Annotated in this window: 16 protein-coding genes and 1 tRNA gene; 12 read left to right on the top strand and 5 right to left on the bottom strand. The window is 34.5% G+C overall.

Annotation, left to right across the window (positions count from 1 at the left end):
* Window positions 1-34: 34 nt before the first annotated feature.
* The gene (locus tag V7M80_RS00085) at window positions 35-3,082 is read right to left on the bottom strand and encodes a LamG-like jellyroll fold domain-containing protein (RefSeq protein WP_333693132.1); all 3,048 of its coding nucleotides are present in this window, start codon (window positions 3,080-3,082) and stop codon (window positions 35-37) included.
* Window positions 3,083-3,285: 203 nt separating this feature from the next.
* Between V7M80_RS00085 and V7M80_RS00080 the strand changes: the two genes are divergently transcribed.
* Both V7M80_RS00080 and V7M80_RS00075 read left to right on the top strand, forming a co-directional pair.
* A complete protein-coding gene (locus V7M80_RS00080; RefSeq protein WP_442902331.1) occupies window positions 3,286-4,521 on the top strand; it encodes a metallophosphoesterase in 1,236 nt (411 codons plus the stop codon).
* A gap of 74 nt (window positions 4,522-4,595) precedes the next feature.
* Window positions 4,596-4,892 (top strand): thioredoxin family protein, encoded by a 297-nt coding sequence (locus tag V7M80_RS00075; protein ID WP_333693130.1) that lies wholly within the window; start codon window positions 4,596-4,598, stop codon window positions 4,890-4,892.
* 1 nt (window position 4,893) lies between these two features.
* Here the strand turns inward: V7M80_RS00075 and V7M80_RS00070 are convergent, their stop codons facing one another.
* Entirely contained in the window at window positions 4,894-5,541 is a 648-nt protein-coding gene (locus V7M80_RS00070; RefSeq protein WP_333693129.1) for a polysaccharide deacetylase family protein, read from the bottom strand.
* A 42-nt stretch (window positions 5,542-5,583) separates the two neighbouring features.
* Window positions 5,584-8,781, bottom strand: coding sequence for a DUF2723 domain-containing protein (locus tag V7M80_RS00065; RefSeq protein WP_333693128.1), 3,198 nt, complete (start codon window positions 8,779-8,781; stop codon window positions 5,584-5,586).
* Between the two features lie 239 nt (window positions 8,782-9,020).
* On the opposite strand from V7M80_RS00065, the gene V7M80_RS00060 reads away from it, so the two are divergent.
* A tRNA-Gln gene (locus tag V7M80_RS00060) sits at window positions 9,021-9,091 on the top strand.
* 50 nt (window positions 9,092-9,141) lie between these two features.
* Here the strand turns inward: V7M80_RS00060 and V7M80_RS00055 are convergent.
* Entirely contained in the window at window positions 9,142-9,969 is an 828-nt protein-coding gene (locus V7M80_RS00055) for a universal stress protein (RefSeq protein WP_333693127.1), read from the bottom strand.
* A 174-nt stretch (window positions 9,970-10,143) separates the two neighbouring features.
* Here V7M80_RS00055 and rimP point away from each other — a divergent pair, with 174 nt between their 5' ends.
* Genes rimP through infB form a run of 3 tightly spaced genes read left to right on the top strand, consistent with a single transcriptional unit; the run spans window position 10,144 to window position 14,675 of the window.
* Window positions 10,144-10,608, top strand: coding sequence for a ribosome assembly cofactor RimP (gene rimP / locus V7M80_RS00050; RefSeq protein ID WP_333693126.1), 465 nt, complete (start codon window positions 10,144-10,146; stop codon window positions 10,606-10,608).
* Between the two features lie 16 nt (window positions 10,609-10,624).
* Window positions 10,625-11,869, top strand: a complete 1,245-nt coding sequence (nusA, locus tag V7M80_RS00045; RefSeq protein WP_333693125.1) for a transcription termination factor NusA — start codon at window positions 10,625-10,627, stop codon at window positions 11,867-11,869.
* 34 nt (window positions 11,870-11,903) lie between these two features.
* Window positions 11,904-14,675 (top strand): translation initiation factor IF-2, encoded by a 2,772-nt coding sequence (infB, locus tag V7M80_RS00040; protein WP_333693124.1) that lies wholly within the window; start codon window positions 11,904-11,906, stop codon window positions 14,673-14,675.
* A 31-nt stretch (window positions 14,676-14,706) separates the two neighbouring features.
* Here infB and V7M80_RS00035 read toward each other — a convergent pair whose 3' ends face one another.
* Window positions 14,707-15,096, bottom strand: coding sequence for an SPOR domain-containing protein (locus V7M80_RS00035; protein WP_333693123.1), 390 nt, complete (start codon window positions 15,094-15,096; stop codon window positions 14,707-14,709).
* A 219-nt stretch (window positions 15,097-15,315) separates the two neighbouring features.
* Between V7M80_RS00035 and V7M80_RS00030 the strand changes: the two genes are divergently transcribed.
* Genes V7M80_RS00030 through V7M80_RS00005 form a run of 6 tightly spaced genes read left to right on the top strand, consistent with a single transcriptional unit; the run spans window position 15,316 to window position 23,675 of the window.
* Window positions 15,316-16,641: a c-type cytochrome gene (locus V7M80_RS00030; protein ID WP_333693121.1), complete on the top strand. Its 1,326-nt coding sequence runs from the start codon at window positions 15,316-15,318 to the stop codon at window positions 16,639-16,641.
* 32 nt (window positions 16,642-16,673) lie between these two features.
* Complete coding sequence (locus tag V7M80_RS00025; protein WP_333693120.1) at window positions 16,674-19,769, top strand: TAT-variant-translocated molybdopterin oxidoreductase; 3,096 nt, start codon at window positions 16,674-16,676, stop codon at window positions 19,767-19,769.
* Window positions 19,770-19,807: 38 nt separating this feature from the next.
* The gene (gene nrfD / locus V7M80_RS00020; RefSeq protein WP_333693118.1) at window positions 19,808-21,211 is read left to right on the top strand and encodes an NrfD/PsrC family molybdoenzyme membrane anchor subunit; all 1,404 of its coding nucleotides are present in this window, start codon (window positions 19,808-19,810) and stop codon (window positions 21,209-21,211) included.
* 14 nt (window positions 21,212-21,225) lie between these two features.
* On the top strand, window positions 21,226-21,750 hold the full coding sequence (locus V7M80_RS00015) for a DUF3341 domain-containing protein (RefSeq protein WP_333693116.1): 525 nt from the start codon (window positions 21,226-21,228) through the stop codon (window positions 21,748-21,750).
* Window positions 21,751-21,759: 9 nt separating this feature from the next.
* Window positions 21,760-22,323: a c-type cytochrome gene (locus V7M80_RS00010; RefSeq protein ID WP_333693115.1), complete on the top strand. Its 564-nt coding sequence runs from the start codon at window positions 21,760-21,762 to the stop codon at window positions 22,321-22,323.
* 26 nt (window positions 22,324-22,349) lie between these two features.
* Window positions 22,350-23,675, top strand: a complete 1,326-nt coding sequence (locus V7M80_RS00005; protein ID WP_333693114.1) for a quinol:cytochrome C oxidoreductase — start codon at window positions 22,350-22,352, stop codon at window positions 23,673-23,675.
* Window positions 23,676-23,683 lie beyond the last annotated feature (8 nt).

Below are 23,683 nucleotides of genomic sequence, written 5' to 3'. Positions count from 1 at the left end.
CGCTACAACCCAGCTTTTGAAAAAAACTACTACTTTATTTTACTATTTTTTTGATTATCGAAGTCCCGTTTTCAGTAGTTAATGTGGCTACATAAATCCCAGAAGGGAAGTTGCCTAAATTGTTAATCACAAGTTGGTTTCCAGAAAACGAATTTTGATACAGTTGTTTTCCTGTGATATCGTAAATTAGAACTGTAATATTTTCGTAAGAGTTTCCTAAATCAAATGTAATTTGAGAGTTAAACGGATTTGGGTAAATTTTCAAATTGGATTCTAATTCAAAATCTGATGCTGATAAGGTGTCACAAGCGGCTTGAACAACAGCAATTGATTCGCAACCTGTGGCATTTCCGGTTAATGTTATGTTTGTTGTTGAGTTTGCTAGTTTATTACAAACAGGAGCAATTGCACAATTAGTTAAATTAGCATTATCCCATAAATTAAAACCTCTTACTATATTAGAAACATTTTCTAATGTACTAATATTTGTTAATAATGAGTTTCCTCTTAATGAGAAGCCAGAATTAATTAAATTAATATCTCCAATGGTTGTTAGGTTGTTTAATCCATCTAGTGAAGTTAAATTGTTGTTGAAATGAATTATCAAACTTTTACCTATAGAAGTGATATTGTTTAAACCAGTGAGGTTTGTTAAACCATGCATAAAATTAATTAATAAATCATTTCCAACAGAAGTAATGTTGTTAAGTCCAGTTAGATTGGTCATAGGATTGTTAAATACTTCTAAATTACCCGGAATATGACCTGTAATATTTGATAAGCCATTCAAGTTTGTTATGCCAGCACCAGCAACCACTAATCCTCCAACAGATGTTAGTCCAGATAGGTAATCAACATTTGGTCTTTGAAATTCTATATAAACTTTTCCTCCCACTGTGGTAATGCTTTGTAAGCCAGTTAAATTAGCTGAGCTATTTACACCGTATAAGTTCATATCTCCAGTAATACTCGTAAGGTTTCCTAAACTGCTCAAGTTTGTAACATCCCAGCCGTCTACAGTTAAGTTTCCATTAATTTGTGTGCAATTAGGATATTGAGCAAGAAAATTAGAAACTTCTGCTTGAGTTGTAAAAGTTACATTGCTTGGTGGGCATGGATCAGGATTACAAGCTGTTTGAACAACACTAGTGTTTTCACAACCTGTGGCATTCCCTGCTAAAAATACATTGGTCGTATTTAGTGCTAATCTATCGCAAACCCAAGTTTCATTGCAAGTAGATAAATTTGAATTATTGGTAACAGTCAACCCGTTTAAAGTATTTACATTAAGATTATTTAAAGCAGAAATGTCAAGTAAAGCATTGTTCATGTTTAGATTTATAGACTTGTTATTCAATGTAGAAACATTATTTAACCCATTTAAATTTAATAATTGAGAACAACTGTTTATATTAATTGCATTTGTCTGACTGTTACTCCCCATAGATGTAACTCCAATTAAAGATGAAATTGAATTCAGATTTGGCAGATTATTTAATATTACACTGTTTAATAAGCTGAGATTCCAATTAGGTAAAGAAGTAACTAGAGGTAAGTTTACTAAATTCAAATTATCTATTCCAGAAATATTTAATAGACCATTTATGTTTTGTAAAAGAGGCATGTCTCTTATATTAACAAAAGGAAAACTACCTTGCAAACAACTTAATTGATTAAAATTTTGAACTAAAGGTAAATTATATATTTGAACATCGAAAGAATTTGTAACGTTTGAAAAATTAATGCCATCAAGCGATTCCAATAGAGGGTTGCTGAAAATTCTAAAAGGTCTAGAATTTCCTCCGTCAACAGCATTTGTACAATTACTCAATCCAGAAATACTTGTCAAATTTGGGTTTTGGTCAATTGACATACCTTCACTAATAGATTGTAAGCTAGATAGCTGAGATAAGTTAGAAAGACCTGTTAAACGCACCAACAAGTAGCTTATGTTTTGAACATTTGAGAAACCACTAATATTAGTTAAAACAGGCGACCCTTGTGCACCGATAAATGACAAGTTGCCAGCTAAGTTTGTTAATGATGTAAAACCAGTAACTTGGGTTAAATTTGGGTTACTATTAATTTGAACTGTAAATCCATCTACCAAAGCGTTAAAACCATTTAAATTTGTTAAGTTTGGATTATTTTGAATATTTATCAATCCTGTAATTGCTGTTAAATTGTTGAAAATATTACCATTTGTTATAGCAGTAGAGTTTATACCTAAAGCTCCAAAAATACTTTGTATTTGGTTTAATGGAGTAATATCAGTAATTCCTGATCCAACAAGACTTAAGTCACCATTAATTTCTGTACAATTTGGATATTGAGCCACAAAGGCATTTACTTCTGCTTGTGTGGTTAAAGTTACATTGCCAGTTGGGCAAGAAGATGGAGTGGCTAAGTTATATAAAGCTGTAATTTCGGAAGGAGTAATGGCTCTATTAAAAATATACATTTCATCCATGTAAGCATTATAATTTGTTGAGGTATCAAAACTACCTGAGGTAATTCCGCCTCCAACACAAAATTGGGCAATATTTTTATTGAAATTACTAGAGTTAGTTAATATACTTGTAACTAAATTACCATTTAAATAAAGTTTAATCCGTTGTTCTGCTTGATCAAAAATATAAACATTGTGATTCCACTGATTTAATGGTTGGCTTTGTGTACCATTTGAAACAGTAGTTGTACTTGATGTTGCAATTCCAATTTCAGTATTTCCTTTAATAAAAGCACTATTAAACATATTAAAGTAGATTGTTGCATTTGAAATAGCAGTACTTTGGTAGGACCAAAAACTTACAGTAAAACTTTGATTTGTAACGTTGTCAAAATAAGCTTTCAAAGAAACATTGTAAAAAATACCGTCTGTATTGAACAAAGCTGATTTACCAACTTTTCCAAAACTTGAGTGTGTAACAAATCCATTTCCACTTAAAAAATGAAAGTTTGATGATATTTGATTTTGCCCATTATTTTCAAAGTTGTAATGTGCTAGTAAATTAGCATCTGAAACCTGAGCTAAGGAAATTTGACATAAAAAAGCCAGTAATAAAAATAGTTTTGTCTTCATAAGTATTTATTTAAGATTTGAGAAGACAATATTAGTTTCAAAACATCTTAAAAATCTGACGATTGCTTGAATGGGGCAGCAATTTTTACGAAATAGGTGTTTTATACTATGAACCTATTTATTCAAGCGGTACATCCGTTAAATTTTTAATAAATACAAATCAATCCGCATTAATAGTTGTTACTTTGCTTAAAAAATTTAGTGTGTTAGTTCGATTGTTATTTTTTATAGCTTTTGTTTTACTCATCGAAGTTTATGCTTTTCAGGCATTCAAGACTTTATCACGAATAAAATGGGTGCAGTATTCGTATCTAATTTTTAGTATCCTTATTCTTACCTACATTATTTACTCCTTTTCCCAATACGATCGGAGTGTGGGACAAACACCCAAATCACTTTTTACTCTTGGATTGATGTTGTTGGTATACATTCCAAAAATGATTCTCACTACCATTATGTTTGGGGAAGATTTTTATCGTATTATTTCGGGTACCATTTCCCATTTTTTAGGAAATACAAATCAAAGTACTTTTTTGCCTGAAAGAAGAAAATTTGTGAGTCAAGTTGCACTAGGTGTAGCTGCTATCCCTTTTTTATCTCTTTTATATGGTATGACTCGAGGGAAATATAACTTCAAAGTCATCAAACAAACTTTATTTTTCCCGGATTTACCTGATAGTTTTGATGGGACGACACTTACCCATATTTCCGATATTCATTCGGGGAGCTTTGACGATCCGGAAAAAATTCAATATGCAATTGATTTGATAAATGAACAAAATTCTGATTTGATTTTGTTTACGGGAGATATGGTTAATACACATGCCTCAGAAATGCATCCTTGGATTGAAACGTTTAAGAAAATTCATCAACCTGTTTTTGGAAAGTTTTCGGTTTTGGGAAATCATGATTATGGTGAATATATCGATTGGCCGAGTCGAGAAGCAAAAGCAACAAATTTTTCAGCAATAAAAGATTTGCATCGTCAAATTGATTTTAAATTGTTGATGAATGAACACATCAAAATCAAAAAAGGAACACATGAATTGGCTTTAATAGGTGTAGAAAATTGGGGGAGAAAGTTTGGGGAACGAGGTGATATTCAATTAGCATCTCAAGGTTTAACAAACAAAGATTTTAAAATTGTTTTGAGTCACGATCCAAGTCATTGGGATGAGATTGTGCAACACGATGAAAAGCATTTTCAATTGACACTTTCGGGACACACGCACGGACTACAATTTGGAATTGAAATTCCGGGAATTGTTAAATGGAGTCCGGTGCAATATGTATACAAACAATGGGCCGGATTGTATCATAATTTTGGACGTTACATCTATGTAAATCGGGGTTTTGGCTTTCATGCTTATCCCGGAAGAGTAGGAATTTGGCCTGAAATTACAGTAATTGAACTAAAAAAAGGGGAAAAAGTAGTGTAATTCGTTAAAAATACTACATTTGTATAATATTAATTTAAGAATAGGTTTAATTTCAATATAAAATTTGTCTATTTATGTCAAAATTTGGTGAACTTATTAACGCTCAGGTTCCGGTGTTAATTGATTTTTACACAGAGTGGAATGAGTCTTCGGTAGCAATGCATCCTGTTATTAGAGATGTAGCTGCAGCTTTGGGAGATAAAGCAAAAGTTATTAAAATTGATGTTGACAAAAACCAAGAATTGGCTGATGCTTTGCGAATTAAAGGCTTACCAACTTTAATGATTTACAAAGACGGACAAATGGTTTGGAGGCAATCTGGTGAATTGGATGCGAATACCCTAATTGGTTTAGTTCAAGAACAAGTTTAAATTACTGGATTACATCATATTGATATCCGTTTTGGGATAAAAAAGTTAAAGTCTTTGGGAGTGTATATTCCAAATTCTTAAATGCTTTTTTGCTGTCGTGAAAGACTATAATACTTCCGTTTTCTACATTTTCCAAAACATTTTTCAAACATTTTTCGGGTGTGGTTTTAGAATCAAAATCCATGCTAATGACATCCCACATGATTATTTTAAAACCTTTTTTGCGTAAGGCTTTTGATTGACTGGGTTTAATTTTACCGTAAGGAGGTCTAAATAATTTGGACTCTTTATTAATACAATTAGAATGAATTTCAATTTCATTTTGACACAAGGCTACATCATTCCAATAAAAGGAATTAGTTGTCTCCCATCCTTTCAAGTGATTTTGGGTGTGATTCCCAACGGCATGACCGGAATGAATTAGAGCCTTAAAGATTTCAGGGTTTTTTCGAATATTATTTCCTATACAAAAAAAAGTAGCTTTGGCATTATGTTTTGCCAATTCGGCCATTACCCAAGGTGTTACTTCTGCATTGGGGCCATCATCAAAAGTTAAATAAACACATTTAGTGGCTGGGTTTAATTTCCAAATGTAATGAGGAAATATCCAACGAGTTATTTTTTTTGTTTTAATCCAAAAGGAGTTCATGCTTTGGTTTAGTTTAAAAAAAGGAGCGTTAAGCTCCTTTTTTTATTGATTTTTACGATTAAATCGTTCAAATGTTTTATTGTAATTGTTGAAGGTTTGTTTGTTTTTTTCATAAAAATCCAAGTCTTCATAATCTTTCATTACAAGTAATAAGGAACGATATCTTTCAATATTGGTTACAATGTCTATCATTCGTTCATTTTGTTCTGTAGATTTAAGCCCTACATAATAATTTAAATTATTTTGATACTTATAAATAAGATTTTCCAGTAGTTTTCTAGCTTTTTCTTTTTTGTTTAAGGCATAGTATCCACTGGCAAAAGGCTCAACTAAGGTATAATAACCATAGAAATCTAAAGGCATTTTTGTCAATGCTAAATCTATAACTTTCTCGGCTTTTTCAAGTTTATCTTCCTCAATTAATTGGTACATCAAACGCGAAAGATTGGTTCTGTAGGTTATGCTGTTTCTTCGGGTTTCTACATCATGATATATATCTGTTCTATCACCATTACCCCAATCCCATTTCATAACAATGTCATACATTTTGTCACTATCTATTTGCCCCATTTCAAAAGGATTCTCTTTGTCTACCGGAGTTTTTATGGGTACAAGTTTGTAAACTAATCCATCCAATTGCAGATAGTCTTTCATCCATAGATAATCTTCATCACTAAAACTTCCCCCTGTAAAATATATAGGTCTTTCCCAGTTATTGTTTTGGATGATATCAAACATCATTATTCGGGCTTTGTATATAGCTCTATCTTTGATGTCTATATCCATGAAAGGTACAATGGAATCATAATATTTTTCTGAGACCACTTTATTTTTAATTACGGCCTCTTTGTCAATAGTATATCGAATTTTATTTGTTGGGAAGAAATGAACACTTTGTCCGCTTTGCATTTCAAGTTTGGTGTTTGGATCGTCACTTTTTATAAAATCCAGAAAACTTTTTAATTCCCAACGATTTTGTGTAATTTCATGATGGATGCAATAGTCTAATTTATCACCCACATACGATTTTCTATCAAAAGAAATCGGAAGAGGTTCAGAGTCATAGGCTTTGGCTTTCATTTGGTCTATATGCCAATCCGTCATAAACAATTGTGTGTTTACGACTCTAACATCTCTTCTTATTCCTTCAATTTCTTGTGCATACCATAATGGGAAAGTGTCATTATCTCCAATAGTAAATAAAATAGCATTGGGTTCACAAGATTCCAAATAGCCTTTCGCATTAGATAATGCGGTATATTTATTGGAACGGTCATGATCATCCCAGTTTTGTGTGGCTAACAAAACCGGTGAAGCTAGTAATGCTAAAGCGGTTACTAGCGGAATTGCAATTTTTGGTTGCATCCATTTTTGAAGAGCTTCAATAATGGCATATACACCAATTCCAATCCAAATGGCAAAAACATAAAATGATCCTACCAAGGCATAATCTCTTTCTCTCGGCTCAAAAGGGCGTTCGTTGAGATAGATTTTTAACGCAATACCTGTAAACAAAAATAAAGCCAGAAGGACATAAAAACTTTTAAGGTCTTTTTTAGAATGGTAAAGTATACCAATAAGAGCTAAAATGAATGGTAAAAAATAATACGTGTTTCTACCTTTATTTGCGAGAACATCTTTGGGTAAGTTTTGTTGCGAACCCAAAAATATTTCATCTATAAAGTGAATACCGCTTAACCAATTCCCTTCGTTGTCGTATTTACCTTGAATATCGCTTTGTCTTCCTACAAAATTCCACATCAGATATCGGATGTACATGTATCCAAATTGGTATTCAAACATAAATTTGAAATTGTCCGAAGTTTTAGGTTTGTCTACAATTAAGTAGTTGCCATAGGCTTTCAAGAAAGAAATATAATCTTCGTTATCCAATCTACCGGAGTTAAAAGCTTGTCTAAATTGATTTACAATATCAACCAATTCTTGTTCATGGGCATATTCCGGATCTATTTTAAAATCTAAAATAGACGTAAACTGCATATAATTTTGAGCATGGTCACTACTCCACATTCTGGGAAGAATCGCTTTATGAGCGTTGTGGTTGTTTTGAGTAGCATTTTTGTAATTGTTTGTAATTACGTATTTACCGGTGTTGTAATCTCTTTCGTAGTTAGGGGCTTTGTCCAAAAAGGGTTCGTCTGGATCTAATCCGGCAAACATATCCGAGAATTGTGGCCCGTAAAACAAAGGGTTTTGAGGGTACTGTTCCCGATTGTAATAAGCCAAAACTTCTCGAGCATCAGAGGGTTTGTTTTCGTTAATTACCACATTTGCGTTGGCACGAATGGGAAGCATCATCCAAGTAGAAAACCCGATGAATATGAATAAAATACACAGCAATAAAGTGTGGTATTGTGGTAAGTTTTTTTTGCGAGTAAAAGTTAATCCAAAATAGAAGAATGCTATTAATACTAGCGTCATAAAAATAGTTCCGGAGTCAAAAGGAAGTCCAAAAGTATTAACCATAAAAACTTCTGTTTTCCCAAAAAGTGACATGGTCAAAGGCAAAAGCATTTTAAAAATAAACAACAATATGGCAACTACTACAATATTGGCAATTATGAAATTTTTTACTGTAATGGTTTTGTAATTTTTAAAATAGTAAAGCAATCCTATAGAAGGGATAGTTAAAAGTGCCATAAAGTGAACACCAAATGAAAGACCTACTACCAAACAAATGAGAAGCAGCCATTTGTTTCCTCTGGGCGAATGCATTTCCTGTTCCCATCTTAATGCAAGCCAAAATAAAAGCGATATAAGTAGTGTTGCCATGGCATACACTTCTGCTTCAACAGCATTATACCAAAAACTGTCTGTAAATGTGAAACTCAAAGCTCCTATGAATGATGCTAGAAGAATGGCTATTAAATCGGTTGAGGTACACGCTTTAAATTTACTAACTAGGTTTCGTAACAATAGGGTAGACGACCAAAAAAAGAACAGAATTGTAAAAGCACTCGAAAATACCGACATCATATTTACCATTAAAGCAACTTTTGAAGCGTCGGTAGCAAATAAGGCAAAGAACGCACCCATCATTTGAAATAACGGAGCACCCGGGGGATGACCAACTTGTAGTTTAGCTGAAGTAGAAATATATTCGCCACAATCCCAAAAACTTACAGTAGGTTCAACGGTTAAAGTAAAAGTTACCAAGGCGATCGTAAAGGCCAACCAACCTAAGGCGGTATTCCATTTATTAAAATTAAAGGTTTTCATTTGTTTAGTTTTGTGCTACACGTGTTAGGAATTACAAAGAAACTATTTTTTTAGAGAATGCGTATTAGCTTAACAAAAATTTGTTAAAGATTGCCAATGGGTTAATTCATTAATAAAATAAGTATCAGCAATCTAGAATTGTGAGGCGTAATTTTTTTAAAAAAAAGCCATAAAAAAAGATTAAATATTTGCTTTAAATAAAAAATGTTATAAATTTGCACCCGCAATCAAGCAATTGATGGTCCATGGTGTAATGGTAACACTACGGTTTTTGGTGCCGTCTTTCTAGGTTCGAGTCCTAGTGGACCAACAAAAAAAGCCCTTTTCATCGAAAAGGGCTTTTTGTTTTGTATGGATTTCTTATTTAATTCTGAATGTTATTACCGGTTTAACCGAGTGATTTACTAAGTCTTCACTTATGCTTCCATTGAAAAAGTGCGACAGTCCTTTTCTGCCATGAGTGCACATACCAATCAAATCAGCGTTTATGCTATTGGAGAAATTTAAAATTCCTTTTTCAACGTTGGCGTCATTAAAAATGTGAGTTGAATAGCTGTTAATGTTAAACTTGGCCACAAATTTATCCATAATATCTTGTGCTACAAGAGTAGATTTAAAATTGTTTGGCGTGTTAATCATAACCAAGTTCAATTCTGCTCCAAATTTATTGGCTACTTCTACAACTTTTTCAAAAGGTTTGTTAACTTCTTCAGTAAAGTCAGAGGCAAAAACAAATTTTTGGATATGAAATTCTGGAAGCTCTTTTTTGATAATTAAAACAGGAACATCAGAGTAACGCACTACTTTTTCGGCATTTGAACCAATGAACATATCTTTAAAACCACTAGCTCCATGAGAACCCATAACAATTAAATCTACATCATTCTTCTTAATTAAGTTTAATATACCGTCAAAAGCCATTTCAAACTGAATGATTTCAGATACTTTCAAACCTTCCAAATAATCAGAATCCATTAAACTTTCAAGTTTGGCTATTGCGGCATTCTTAAAGAACATAATCTCAGGAAGTGCATGTCCACTTGAAACAGCGTCACCAGTCTCATGAGGCAATTCTAGCATATGAAGTAAAATAATTTCCCCGTTATGTTTGCGGGCAATTTGTGCGGCCACTTTTAAAGCATATTCAGCATGTTCTGAGAAATCGGTTGGAATTAAGATTTTTTTCATAAAAGGAGGTAAAAATGTTTGTTTTTATATTGGTTAAATTAAAGTATAAAGGTACAATTTTTTTTATCACTTAACAATGATTTTTCAAATTTAAAAAAAAACACTATATTTGCCCCGTTATTTGCTTAAAAATGAATAATGAGGGGAGCATAGCTCCCCTCTTTTTATAAAAATATGACATTTAAAAATAAAGTAACCGAATTGCTTCAATCGGCTTTAGACCAAAAGCCCAATTTGTTTTTGATTGACTTCACTATAACCGAGTCAAACAAAATAACTATTGTGTTAGACGGAGATAATGGTGTAACCCTACAAGATTGTATGGATGTAAGCCGAGCGATTGAACACAATATTGACCGAGATGAATTTGATTTTGGCTTAGACGTAGCTTCTGCCGGAGTTTCAACACCACTCAAGTTGGTTAGACAATACAAAAAAAATGTTGGAAGAAATTTAAAAGTAAATACAGCATCAGATGTTTATGAAGCCCAGTTGGTTAATGCAGATGATGAAAAAATAACACTTTCTTGGACGGCAAGAGAACCCAAAAAAGTAGGAAAAGGAAAAGAAACGGTTCAAAAAGAAATTGAAATACCGTACAGTGAAATCAAACAAGCAGTAGTGACAATAACATTTTAAAACAGTATAGATTAGCATGGAAAATTTAGCATTAATCGAATCATTTTCAGAGTTTAAAGACGATAAGTTAATCGATCGTGTTACCCTCATGGCCATTTTGGAAGATGTGTTTAGAAATGCCTTAAAAAAGAAATATGGTTCAGATGATAATTTTGACATCATTATCAATCCGGATAAAGGGGATATGGAGATTTGGAGAAATCGAGTAGTGGTAGCTGATGGAGAAGTTGAAGATGAAAATTCTGAAATCTCATTATCGGAAGCCCGAAAAATTGAACCCGATTTTGAAGTGGGTGAAGATGTATCTGAAGAAGTTAAATTGATAGATTTGGGAAGAAGAGCTATCTTGGCATTGCGTCAAAATCTAATTTCTAAAATTCATGAGCACGATAGTACTAATTTGTACAAACAATTTAAAGATTTAATCGGAGAAATCTACACTGCCGAAGTTCATCATGTTAGACCTCGTGTGGTTATTTTGGTAGATGACGAAGGAAACGAAATTGTATTGCCAAAAGAAAAACAAATTCCATCAGATTTCTTTAGAAAAGGAGATAATGTAAGAGGAATTATTGAAAGTGTTGAATTAAAAGGGAACAAGCCTCAAATTATCATGTCAAGAACTTCAGAAAAGTTCTTAGAAAAATTATTTGAACAAGAAATTCCTGAAATTTTTGACGGGTTAATTACAATCAAAAAAGTAGTTCGCATCCCCGGAGAAAAAGCGAAAGTGGCTGTAGATTCATATGATGATCGCATAGATCCTGTAGGAGCTTGTGTGGGAATGAAAGGTTCTCGAATTCATGGTATTGTACGAGAACTTGGAAACGAAAACATCGATGTAATTAATTACACCAACAATTTACAGTTGTTTATTACCAGAGCTTTAAGTCCTGCCAAAGTTTCTTCTATAAAAATTGATGAAGATAAGAAACGAGCTGAGGTGTATCTAAAATTGGATGAGGTTTCTAAAGCCATAGGTAGAGGAGGCCACAATATTAAATTGGCGGGTTTACTTACCGGTTATGATTTAGATGTTATCCGAGAAGGAAATGTAGCCGAAGAAGAAGACGATGTCGAATTAACTGAGTTTTCAGATGAAATAGACGGATGGGTAATTGATGAATTTGCAAAAATCGGTTTGGATACAGCCCGTAGTATTTTGAAACACAGCGTTGAAGATTTAGTAAGAAGAACCGATTTGGAAGAAGAAACGGTTATGGAAGTTATGAAAATTCTGAAATCTGAGTTTGAAAGCTAAAAACAAACCAAATAGAACACACTAAAAAAAATATATGTCTGAAGAAAAGAACATAAGAATTAATAAAGTTTTAAGGGAATTAAACATTTCTTTAGAGAGAGCCGTTGAGTATTTAAAGGATAAAGGTATTGCTATTGAAGCCAGTCCAAATACTAAAATCTCTGAAGGAGTGTATGAAACTCTTTGCAATCAATTTGCCGGCGATAAAGGGAATAAAGAAGCTTCCAAAGAAGTTAGCGAAGAAAAACGTAAAGAGAAAGAGGCTTTAAGGTTGGAAAGAGAACGTGAATTGGAGCTTCAAAAAAAGCAAGAAGAAGAACGTCAAAGACTTGAAGTTATTAAGGCAAAAGCCATAGTTACGGGTCCCAAACAAATAGGTAAAATTGATTTAGAGCCCAAGAAAACGGTTCAGGCAGAACCGGAAGAACCTGTTGCAGAAGCACCTGTTCAACCAGTAGTTCAAGAAACACCTAAAGTTACAGAAAAAGCAGAGGTAATTAAGCCGGTAGAAGAAGCTCCTGTGGCTCAAAACAAAGCAGCTGAAGCTCCCAAAAAATCTACACCGGAAGTAACCACAACTCCAACAGGTGAAGAAAAGTTTGAAACCCAATATCAAAAATTGACTGGTGCTACAATTACCGGTCAAAAAATTGATTTATCTCAGTTTGAAAAGCCGAAAAAGAAAAAAGAAGAGCCTAAAATTCAGCCCAAATCGGCAAATCAAGGGCAAGCTTCTAATAATGAGGCTAATAAAAACAAACGTAAAAGAATTCCTACCAAGCCTGGTGGTCCTGGGGCCCCAAATTCAGCTAATGCCAATTCAGGGAATAGACCTCCACAACAAAATCGACCCGGTTTTAATAAAGGAGCAAGACCTGCTATTGTGGCCAAAGTAGAGCCAACAGAAGAAGAAGTACAAAAGCAAATTCGTGAAACCTTAGAAAAACTTCAAGGTAAAGGAAATAAAAGCAAAGCCGCCAAATACAGACGTGATAAAAGAGATTCACATCGTCAAAGAACAGATGATGAATTAAAAGCTATCGAAGAAGGTAGTAAAATCTTGAAAGTAACCGAGTTTGTTACCGTAGGAGAAATTGCGACTATGATGGATGTTCCTATCACTAAGGTTATTGGTACTTGTATGTCACTTGGTATTATGGTTACCATGAACCAACGATTAGATGCCGAAACTTTAAGCATAGTTGCAGATGAGTTTGGATATGAAGTTCAGTTTATTACAACAGATATTGAAGATGCTATCGAAATTGTTGAAGATAAAGAAGAAGATTTAGTTCATCGTGCACCCATTGTAACAGTTATGGGTCACGTAGATCACGGTAAAACATCGTTGTTAGATTACATTCGTAAAACCAATGTAATTGCTGGAGAATCCGGAGGGATTACACAGCATATTGGTGCTTATGGTGTAACTCTTGAAAACGGTCAAAAAATTACTTTTTTAGATACACCGGGTCACGAAGCTTTTACCGCGATGCGGGCACGTGGAGCTCAATTAACCGATATTGCAATCATTGTAATTGCTGCAGATGATGATATCATGCCGCAAACCAAAGAAGCTATCAGTCATGCTCAAGCTGCCGGGGTTCCTATGATTTTTGCCATTAACAAAGTAGATAAACCTAATGCTAATCCGGATAAAATTAAAGAAAGACTTGCCGGAATGAATTTATTAGTTGAAGATTGGGGTGGTAAAATTCAATCTCATGATATTTCGGCTAAGATGGGTAATGGTGTAAAAGAATTATTGGAAAAAGTATTATTAGAAGCTGAATTGCTAGATCTTAAGGCGAATCCAAATAAACCAGCAGTTGGAACTGTAGTTGAAGCCTTTTTAGATAAAGGAAAAGGGTATATTTCTACCGTCTTAGTTCAAGCAGGTACAGTACGAATTGGAGATTATGTCTTAGCGGGGAAAAACCATGGTAAAGTTAAAGCCATGCATGATGAACGCGGCAATAGTGTTAAAGTGGCTGGTCCGTCTACTCCAATTTCTATTTTAGGACTTGATGGTGCACCTACTGCAGGGGATAAATTCAATGTGTTTGAAGACGAACGAGAAGCCAAACAAATAGCGGCCAAACGTTCTCAACTTATGCGTGAACAATCGGTTAGAACTCAAAAGCATATTACTTTAGCCGAAATAGGTAGACGTATTGCATTAGGTCAGTTTAAAGAATTAAACATTATTTTGAAAGGAGACGTAGATGGTTCTGTAGAGGCACTTTCGGATTCATTTTCAAAATTATCAACCGAAGAAATTCAAATTAAGATTATTCACAAAGGGGTTGGTGCAATTACCGAATCCGATGTTTTATTAGCTTCTGCATCCGATGCAATTATCATTGGGTTCAATGTGCGTCCTGCAGGTAACGCAAAACAATTGGCAGATAAAGAAGAAATTGATATCAAAACCTATTCTATCATCTATGATGCTATAGACGATTTGAAAGATGCTATGGAAGGGATGTTGTCTCCGGAACTTAAAGAAGAAATTACAGGAACAGCTGAAATACGTGAAACATTCAAAATATCAAAAGTAGGAACCATTGCCGGATGTATGGTTGTTGACGGAAAAATTATTCGAAATGCCAAAATACGATTAATCCGTGAAGGTGTAGTTATATACACCGGTGAGTTAACCGCATTAAAACGTTTTAAAGACGATGTAAAAGAAGTTTCCAAAGGCTATGATTGTGGTATGCAAATTAAAGGCTACAACGATATTGAAATCAACGATTTGATAGAATGCTTCCAGCAAGTAGAAGTCAAAAAGAAATTAAAATAATAAAAAATCCCGATTGAAAAATCGGGATTTTTTATTTATTCGGTTTAATTAAAAACGCAGTTGGATACTTAATTTTTAGCTCCTTTAAATTGCGTTCTGCTTCTATTCTTGTTTTAAAATTACCAACCCAAACTTTATAAACCGGAGTTTGAAAAACAATAGTTGCATCATATGTTTTTACCTCTTTACGAAAAGCTAATAATGCTTTTTTTGCATTTTCGTTGTCGCCTGTAAAAATTTGAATTTTCCATCTGTCATTTACCGTAATTGAGGCGTTTATCTTCCTTTTTTCGTTTAACAATTGTTCAAAATTAGGATCTTGTTCTAGGGTAACATTTTGACTGATAGCCAAAGAATTTATTCCTAAAATAAAAGTGAAAATGACCAGTTTAAAAAGGGTTTTAAATTTCGTGTAAGGCATAATGAATTGATTTTAATACAAATGTACAGCTTATGGGCTAAAACAAAACTAAAAAAATTATTTAGAATTATTATAAATTACAAAATATGGTTATTTTAAGGTTTTGAGAATAGTTCATAAGTCGTATTTTTGTCGGAGTTTTGAATAAAATGTAAGTTTTGTTTCGAAGCCATAGAAAAAATCATACCAAAAATTAGTCGACAAATTATAACTACTTATATGAAAAAGGTGGGTAACCATAATTCGATTTCCAGAGTACTTCAATTTAGTTTAGCTTTAATGCTAACTTTTTCAATTCAAATCTTTGCTCAAGATGCTGCTCCGGCTGCTGATGCTGCTGCCGCACCTGTGGCAACTGCTTCTGGCGACGCTGCTGCAGGAAAAGCTTTGTTCAATGCACAATGTGCGGCCTGTCATAAATTGGATGCCAAAATGACTGGACCTGCATTGCGTGGCGTAGGAGATAAATATGAGAAAGAATGGTTGTACAAATGGATTCGTAACAGTGCGGAATTAATTAAATCCGGAGACGAAAGAGCTAACAAAATCTTCAACGAGTACAACCAGTCGCCGATGACGGCATTCCCTCAGTTGTCTGATGCAGATATTGATAATATCATTGCTTACACCATGGAGCCAATTGCTGCTCCGGCTGTAGCTGCCACACCCGGACCTTCAACAGAAACAGCTCAATCAGGCGGAATTTCAAATGAAGTTATTTTAGGGGCTTTGGCTTTAGTATTAGCTATGCTGGTAGTCATGTTGTTCTTGGTTAATAATGTATTATCTCGTATTGCTAAAGCAAACGGCATTGAGGTTGTTAAATCCGAAAAATCACTTCCAATTTGGAAAGCATTTGCTAAAAATCAATTTTTGGTTTTGGTAACAGTTATTTTCTTCTTGTTGGCGAGTGCTTATTTTGTTTACGGTTGGTTTATGCAAATTGGTGTAGATCAAGGTTACGAGCCTATTCAACCTATACATTATTCGCACAGAATTCACGCCGGTGACAATGGTATTGATTGTAAATACTGTCACTCTGCGGCAAGAGAAAGTAAGCATTCTAACATACCTTCCTTAAATGTGTGTATGAATTGTCATAAAAACATAAGTGAAGTAGCAGAGTCTACCTTAGCAGAAGGAAATCAATACGGTGTAAATTACAATGATGAAATTCAAAAATTGTATGATGCGGTAGGTTGGGATAAAGCCAATCAAAAATATACCGGAAATACGAAGCCAGTAAAATGGGTTCGTATACACAACTTGCCCGATTTGGTTTACTTTAACCACGCTCAACACGTAACAGTTGGTGGTATAGAATGTCAGACTTGTCACGGTCCGGTTGAAGAAATGGAGGTTTTAAAACAACATGCTCCGTTAACCATGGGATGGTGTATCAATTGCCACAGAGAAACCGAGGTGAAGTTGAAAGATAATGAATATTACAAAAAAATTCACGAAGAACTTTCTAAAAAATATGGCAAAGAAAAATTGACTGCTGCCGATATGGGAGGTTTAGAATGTGGAAAATGTCACTATTAATTAATTTATTAAGAAGCTAATATATATACAGTATGTCATCAAACAAAAAATACTGGAAAAGTGTTGAAGAGCTAAATGAAAATAGTTCTATTGTTGAGACGTTAAGAAATAACGAGTTTGTGGAGCCTATCCCAACTGACGAATTCTTAGGCGATAAAGAATCTTTATCAGAGTCTTCAACTACAAGACGTGATTTCTTAAAGTACGTAGGTTTTAGTACTGCTGCAGCTACTTTGGCAGCTTGCGAGGGGCCTGTAATCAAATCAATCCCTTATGTAGTACAACCAGAACAAATCATTCCCGGAATAGCAGACTATTATGCAACTTCTATGTTCGACGGATTTGATTTTGCATCTATTTTGGTGAAAACCCGTGAAGGACGTCCTATCAAAATTGAAAACAACACCATTGAAGGAGCTACTTTTAGTGCAAACGCAAGAGTGCATGCCTCTGTGTTGTCTATGTATGACAACTTGCGTTTAAAACAGCCAAAGCTCAATCAAAAAGATACATCTTGGACCGAAGTAGATGCTAAGGTTAAAGCTAGTTTGGCAGAAGCAAAAGCTTCAAATGCTTCAGTAGTCTTGTTAACCGGTACTTTGGCAAGTCCTTCTACTTCAAAATTGATAAGTGAATTTTTGACCAATAATCCTAACGCAAAACACGTTATATATGATGCTGTTTCTTCGTCAGAGGCTTTAGATGCCTTTGAAGCAGTTTATGGAGAAAGAGCTTTAGCAGAATACGATTTTTCAAAAGCATCTACAATAGTTTCCGTTGGAGCTGATTTTCTAGGAGATTGGCAAGGTGGTGGTTACGACAAAGGTTATGCTCAAGGTAGGATTCCAAAACAAGGAAAAATGTCAAAGCACATTCAGCTTGAGGCCAACATGACCCTTTCCGGTGCTGCTGCTGATAAAAGATACCCGATGTCTGTTGCTGAGCAAAAATTAGCATTAGTGAAAATTTTCAGTTTAATTACAGGTACTCCGGTTTCTGTAGGTAAATTAAACAACGAAGCAGAGATTGTTAAAATTGCAGAACAATTAAATCAATCCGGTTCTAAAGGTGTTTTAGTATCCGGAATCGATGATAAAAATGCTCAATTGTTGGTATTGGCAATTAATGCCAAACTAAACAGTGAAGCTTTCAATCCGAATCAAACCCGTCAAATTAGAAAAGGTTCAAATCAAGCCGTAGCTCAATTGGTTTCTGATTTGAAAAGCGGTAAAGTACACACGCTTATTATGAGTGGTGTAAATCCGGTTTATACTCTGGCTGATGGAACTTCTTTTGCAGAAGGATTGAAAAAAGCAAAACTATCGGTTGCCATTTCCATGAAAGAAGATGAAACGGCATCTATAGCTTCTATCGCTGCTCCGGCACCTCATTATTTAGAAAGTTGGGGTGATGTAGAGTTTGTAAAAGGTAATTATGGGTTAGTACAACCTACCATAAGACCACTGTTCAGTACTCGCCAATTACAAGATAATTTGTTAATTTGGAATGGAAGTGACAAAACCTATTTTGATTATTTAAAAGATACCTGGACAAATGGAATTTTAACTGGGAAGTCATGGAGCCAAGCTTTACATGATGGTGTATTTGTTTCAGGAACAACTTTCTCAAATTCTAGTTCATCTGTAGATTTTTCGGCTGCTGCAGCTACTTTAGCACAATCTAAAGCCGGAAATGGTTTTGAATTGAATTTATATACTAAAACCGGAATGGGAGATGGACAGCAAGCCAATAATCCTTGGTTGCAAGAATTTCCGGACCCAATAACCAGAGTTTCATGGGATAACTACCTAACCGTTTCAAAAGCCGATGCAGATCAACTAGGAATAAAAAACTATAATGTTGCAAATGGAGGTTTAAACGGAAGTTATGTAACAGTAACTGTAGGAAATTCTAAAATAGAAAAAGTACCTGTAATCATTCAGCCGGGTCAAGCTAAAGGAACAATTGGTTTGGCATTAGGATATGGTAAAAAAGCTTCTTTAAAAGAAGCTATGCAAGTTGGAGTTAATGCTTATTCTTTATACAAAGGTTTTAATTCTACACAATTTGCAACACTTACTTTAGAAAGTGGAGAACACGAGTTTGCTTGTGTACAATTGCAAAAAACATTAATGGGTAGAGGCGATATTATAAAGGAAACTACTTTAGAAATATTTAGAGCCGAAAAAGATCCAAAAGTTTGGAATACACCAGCTATGGTATCTATAGATCACAAACCTATTGAAGCATCCAAAGTAGATTTATGGGATAGCTTTGATAGAAGTGTTGGGCATCATTTTAATTTATCGATAGATTTAAATGCTTGTACCGGTTGTGGTGCTTGTGTGATTGCTTGTCATGCAGAGAACAATGTTCCTGTAGTAGGTAAATCAGAAGTTAGAAGAAGTAGAGATATGCACTGGTTGCGTATTGATAGATATTATTCTTCAGAAGATACATTTGAAGGGGATAATAAGAAAAAAGAAGAGTTTGATGGCTTGGATTTAGTTGGATTTATTTCTGGTGATCAAGAAACCAAGGGATCTTTAGGTGGATTCAGAAAAATGGAACATCCATCTGATAACCCTCAAGTTGCTTTCCAACCTGTAATGTGTCAACATTGTAATCATGCCCCTTGTGAAACAGTTTGTCCTGTAGCAGCTACTTCGCATAGCCGTCAAGGTCAAAATCATATGGCATACAACAGATGTGTAGGTACCCGTTATTGTGCCAACAACTGTCCTTATAAAGTACGTCGTTTCAACTGGTTCTTGTACAACAAAAACAGCGAATTTGATTTCCATATGAATGACGATTTAGGTCGTATGGTGTTAAATCCAGATGTAAATGTTCGTTCAAGAGGGGTTATGGAGAAATGTTCTATGTGTATCCAAATGACTCAAGCCTCTATCTTAAAGGCTAAAAAAGAAGGTCGCCCGGTTACTGATGCTGAATTCCAAACGGCTTGTTCCAATGCTTGTTCTACTGGAGCTATGGTTTTTGGAGATGTTAATGATAAGGAAAGCGAAGTAGCACAATTGGCTCAAGATGATAGAATGTATCATTTGTTGGAGCATGTTGGAACTAAACCAAATGTTTTCTATCACGTAAAAGTTAGAAATACCTAGTTAAAAATTTAAATTAATAAGAAATACTATAAAGGATTATGTCGTCTCACTACGAAGCACCCATTAGAAAACCTTTAGTTATAGGTGATAAAACTTATCACGATGTAACAGTAGATGTAGCTGCCCCTGTTGAAGGGAGAGCCAATAAACAATGGTGGATTGTTTTTTCAATCGCATTAGCCGCTTTTCTTTGGGGATTGGGCTGTATGATTTACACCATTTCTACCGGTATTGGTACATGGGGATTAAACAAAACTGTTGGTTGGGCTTGGGATATTACTAACTTCGTATGGTGGGTTGGTATTGGTCATGCCGGAACATTAATTTCTGCGGTATTGCTTTTGTTCCGCCAAAAATGGAGAATGGCTATCAACCGTTCTGCAGAAGCAATGACAATTTTCTCAGTAATGCAAGCAGGTTTATTCCCAATCATTCACATGGGTCGCCCTTGGCTAGGTTATTGGGTATTACCTATTCCAAACCAATTTGGTTCTTTGTGGGTAAACTTTAACTCTCCTTTACTTTGGGACGTATTTGCAATTTCAACCTATTTGTCTGTATCATTAGTTTTCTGGTGGACAGGTTTGTTACCTGACTTTGCTATGTTAAGAGACCGTGCTATAACGCCTTTTACCAAAAGAATTTACTCTGTACTATCTTTCGGTTGGAGTGGTAGAGCAAAAGATTGGCAACGTTTTGAAGAAGTTTCATTAGTATTAGCCGGATTAGCAACGCCTCTTGTATTATCAGTACATACCATTGTATCATTTGACTTTGCAACGTCAGTAATACCGGGTTGGCATACTACTATTTTCCCTCCTTACTTCGTTGCTGGAGCTATCTTCTCTGGTTTTGCCATGGTAAACACCCTTCTCATCATTATGAGAAAGGTTTCAAATCTTGAAGCTTACATTACTATACAACATATAGAATTGATGAACATTGTAATCATGATTACAGGTTCTATTGTAGGTGTGGCCTATATTACGGAGCTTTTTGTTGCATGGTATTCGGGCGTAGAGTATGAGCAATATGCATTCTTGAACAGAGCAACCGGACCATATGCTTGGGCTTATTGGGCGATGATGATTTGTAATGTGTTTTCACCTCAATTCATGTGGTCAAAAAAATTAAGAACTAGTATTATGTTCTCTTTTATAATTTCGATTGTGGTAAATATCGGAATGTGGTTTGAACGTTTTGTAATTATTGTTACTTCATTGCACAGAGATTATTTGCCTTCGTCATGGACCATGTTCTCTCCAACTTTTGTTGATATTGGAATTTATATTGGTACTATTGGTTTCTTTTTTGTTCTATTTTTATTGTACGCTAGAACTTTCCCAGTGATTGCTCAAGCTGAAGTAAAAACAATCTTGAAATCATCTGGAGAAAATTATAAAAAGAAAAGAGAATTAGAAGGTCACGATCATAATCACTAAGATATATCCTAATTATGAGTACTAAAGTTATACAAGCACTATATAATGATGATGACATCCTAATGGATGCTGTAAAAGAAACGCGTAAAGCTCATCATCACATTGAAGAAATATATACTCCATTTCCGGTTCACGGTTTGGATAAAGCTATGGGATTGGCTCCAACAAGAATTGCGATTGCCTCTTTTCTTTATGGTTTGGTAGGTTTATCTTTTGCTACTTGGATGATGAACTACATTATGATTCAAGATTGGCCTCAAGATATTGGTGGAAAACCTAGTTTTAGTTATCTAGAAAATATGCCGGCTTTTGTTCCTATTATGTTTGAGTTAACCGTTTTCTTTGCAGCTCACTTAATGGTTATAACTTTTTATATGAGAAGTAAATTATGGCCTTTCAAACAAGCTGAAAATCCAGATGTTAGAACAACGGACGATCATTTCTTGATGGAAGTTTCGGTTCACGATAATGAAGAAGAACTAGCATCTTTTTTGAAAAATACCGGTGCAGTTGAAATTAAAGTAGTAGAAAAGCATTAATAATATATTATGAAAAGCTTATTTAAAATAGCCATGTTAGTTGGTTTGTCGCTAACTGTAACTTCTTGTTTTGATTCAAAGAAGCCAAATTATCAGTTTTTTCCAAATATGTATGAGTCTGTAGGTTACGAGACATATGCAGAATCAAGTGCCTTTACGGGTGAAAATCAAATCGAAGGGCAAACGGCTCAAGAACCGCCTCTGGGAACAGTTAAAAGAGGTTTTGAGATTTACGATTACGAAAATTCAACTGCAGGATATGAGTTAGCTAAAGCCAATTTAAAATCTCCTTTAGATTCAATTTCTGACAAAGAGATAGCAAAAGGTAAAGAATTGTACGGTATTTATTGTGCCATTTGCCATGGAGATCAAGGAAATGGTAAAGGCAAATTAGTTGAAAGAGAAAAGTTTTTAGGTGTACCTAGTTATGCAGATAGACCTATTACCGAAGGAAGTGTTTTTCATGTTATAACTTATGGTTTAAATTCTATGGGTTCACATGCCAATCAGCTTTCTCAACACGAGCGTTGGTTAGTTACTGATTACGTTCTACAACTAAAAAGTAAATTATAATAATTGAATATTCAGATTGTATAGATATGTATACCATTTCAAATAAATTAAAAGTTTTTTCCTTTGTTCTAATGTTTGTAGGACTATTGGGAATTGGTTATAGCTTCATTTCTGCACCTAAAACTACTGCAGATGTTGAAAAAATATTAGCTGCAGAAGAGGCCCATGGACATCATGGTCACAACGCACATGCAGCTGATACACATGCAGGAGATGCACATGCTCATGATGAAGAACATTTATTACATGTGCTTCATCAATTACAAAATAAGCCTTGGGCAGCAGTGTATGTTGCAGCTTTGTTTTTCATGTTGATTTCTTTAGGTATATTAGCATTCTATGCAATACAAAATGCCGCACAAGCCGGTTGGTCCCCTGTTTTATTCAGAGTAATGCAAGGTTTAACAGCCTATTTGCCTGTAGGGTCAATCCTGTTTTTCATACTGTTGGTATTTTCGGCTTTTCATTTTAATCATTTGTTTGTTTGGATGGATCCGGATTTAGTAAATCCTGAAAGTCCAAAATTTGACAAGTTAATTAATGGTAAAAAAGGCTATTTAAATGAATATTTTTGGTTAATTAGAGCCGCTATTTTTATTATAGGTTGGAATTTGTATCGTTATTTCTCTAGAAAAAATTGTTTAGCTCAAGATGAAGCCAATGACAATACTTTTTATAAAAAGAATTTCAAAATTTCGGCTGCATTTTTAGTATTCTTTATTGTTACTGAATCTATTATGTCTTGGGACTGGATTATGTCTGTAGACCCTCACTGGTTTTCTACCCTTTTCGGATGGTATGTTTTTGCATCGTTCTTTGTGAGTGGAATTACAGTAATTGCTCTTACAACGCTTTACCTTAAATCTCAAGGATATTTAGAATACGTAAACACCAGTCATATACATGATTTAGCCAAGTTTATGTTCGGTATTAGTGTTTTCTGGACTTATTTGTGGTTCTCACAGTTCATGTTGATTTGGTATTCAAATATTCCGGAAGAAGTTACCTATTTCATTACTCGAATTGAACAGTACAACTTACCATTCTTTGGTATGTTGGTTATGAACTTTGTTTTCCCGTTATTGATTTTAATCAATACCGATTTCAAACGTATTACTTGGATAATTGTAATGGCTGGAATTGTGATTTTGTTGGGTCACTATATTGATTTCTTCAATATGATTATGCCGGCAACAGTAGGTGATAGATGGTTTATCGGTGCAGGAGAAATAGGTTCGTTATTATTCTTCTTTGGATTATTTGTTTGGGTAACTTTCACAGCTTTAACAAAAGCTCCGTTATTAGCAAAACGCAATCCGTTTATTGAAGAAAGTAAACATTTTCATTATTAATATTTTAA

Source organism: Flavobacterium sp. (assembly GCF_036759525.1).
Lineage (GTDB): Bacteria > Bacteroidota > Bacteroidia > Flavobacteriales > Flavobacteriaceae > Flavobacterium.
This window is presented reverse-complemented; position numbering and strand designations above follow the sequence as displayed.

What these genes read in the sequence shown, in the direction of transcription:
- V7M80_RS00085 (WP_333693132.1), bottom strand. Translation starts at nt 3,082, where the DNA reads ATGAAGACAAAACTATTTTTATTACTGGCTTTTTTATGTCAAATTTCC.
- V7M80_RS00075 (WP_333693130.1), top strand. Translation starts at nt 4,596, where the DNA reads ATGTCAAAATTTGGTGAACTTATTAACGCTCAGGTTCCGGTGTTAATT.
- V7M80_RS00070 (WP_333693129.1), bottom strand. Translation starts at nt 5,541, where the DNA reads ATGAACTCCTTTTGGATTAAAACAAAAAAAATAACTCGTTGGATATTT.
- V7M80_RS00065 (WP_333693128.1), bottom strand. Translation starts at nt 8,781, where the DNA reads ATGAAAACCTTTAATTTTAATAAATGGAATACCGCCTTAGGTTGGTTG.
- V7M80_RS00055 (WP_333693127.1), bottom strand. Translation starts at nt 9,969, where the DNA reads ATGAAAAAAATCTTAATTCCAACCGATTTCTCAGAACATGCTGAATAT.
- rimP (WP_333693126.1), top strand. Translation starts at nt 10,144, where the DNA reads ATGACATTTAAAAATAAAGTAACCGAATTGCTTCAATCGGCTTTAGAC.
- nusA (WP_333693125.1), top strand. Translation starts at nt 10,625, where the DNA reads ATGGAAAATTTAGCATTAATCGAATCATTTTCAGAGTTTAAAGACGAT.
- infB (WP_333693124.1), top strand. Translation starts at nt 11,904, where the DNA reads ATGTCTGAAGAAAAGAACATAAGAATTAATAAAGTTTTAAGGGAATTA.
- V7M80_RS00035 (WP_333693123.1), bottom strand. Translation starts at nt 15,096, where the DNA reads ATGCCTTACACGAAATTTAAAACCCTTTTTAAACTGGTCATTTTCACT.
- V7M80_RS00030 (WP_333693121.1), top strand. Translation starts at nt 15,316, where the DNA reads ATGAAAAAGGTGGGTAACCATAATTCGATTTCCAGAGTACTTCAATTT.
- V7M80_RS00025 (WP_333693120.1), top strand. Translation starts at nt 16,674, where the DNA reads ATGTCATCAAACAAAAAATACTGGAAAAGTGTTGAAGAGCTAAATGAA.
- nrfD (WP_333693118.1), top strand. Translation starts at nt 19,808, where the DNA reads ATGTCGTCTCACTACGAAGCACCCATTAGAAAACCTTTAGTTATAGGT.
- V7M80_RS00015 (WP_333693116.1), top strand. Translation starts at nt 21,226, where the DNA reads ATGAGTACTAAAGTTATACAAGCACTATATAATGATGATGACATCCTA.
- V7M80_RS00010 (WP_333693115.1), top strand. Translation starts at nt 21,760, where the DNA reads ATGAAAAGCTTATTTAAAATAGCCATGTTAGTTGGTTTGTCGCTAACT.
- V7M80_RS00005 (WP_333693114.1), top strand. Translation starts at nt 22,350, where the DNA reads ATGTATACCATTTCAAATAAATTAAAAGTTTTTTCCTTTGTTCTAATG.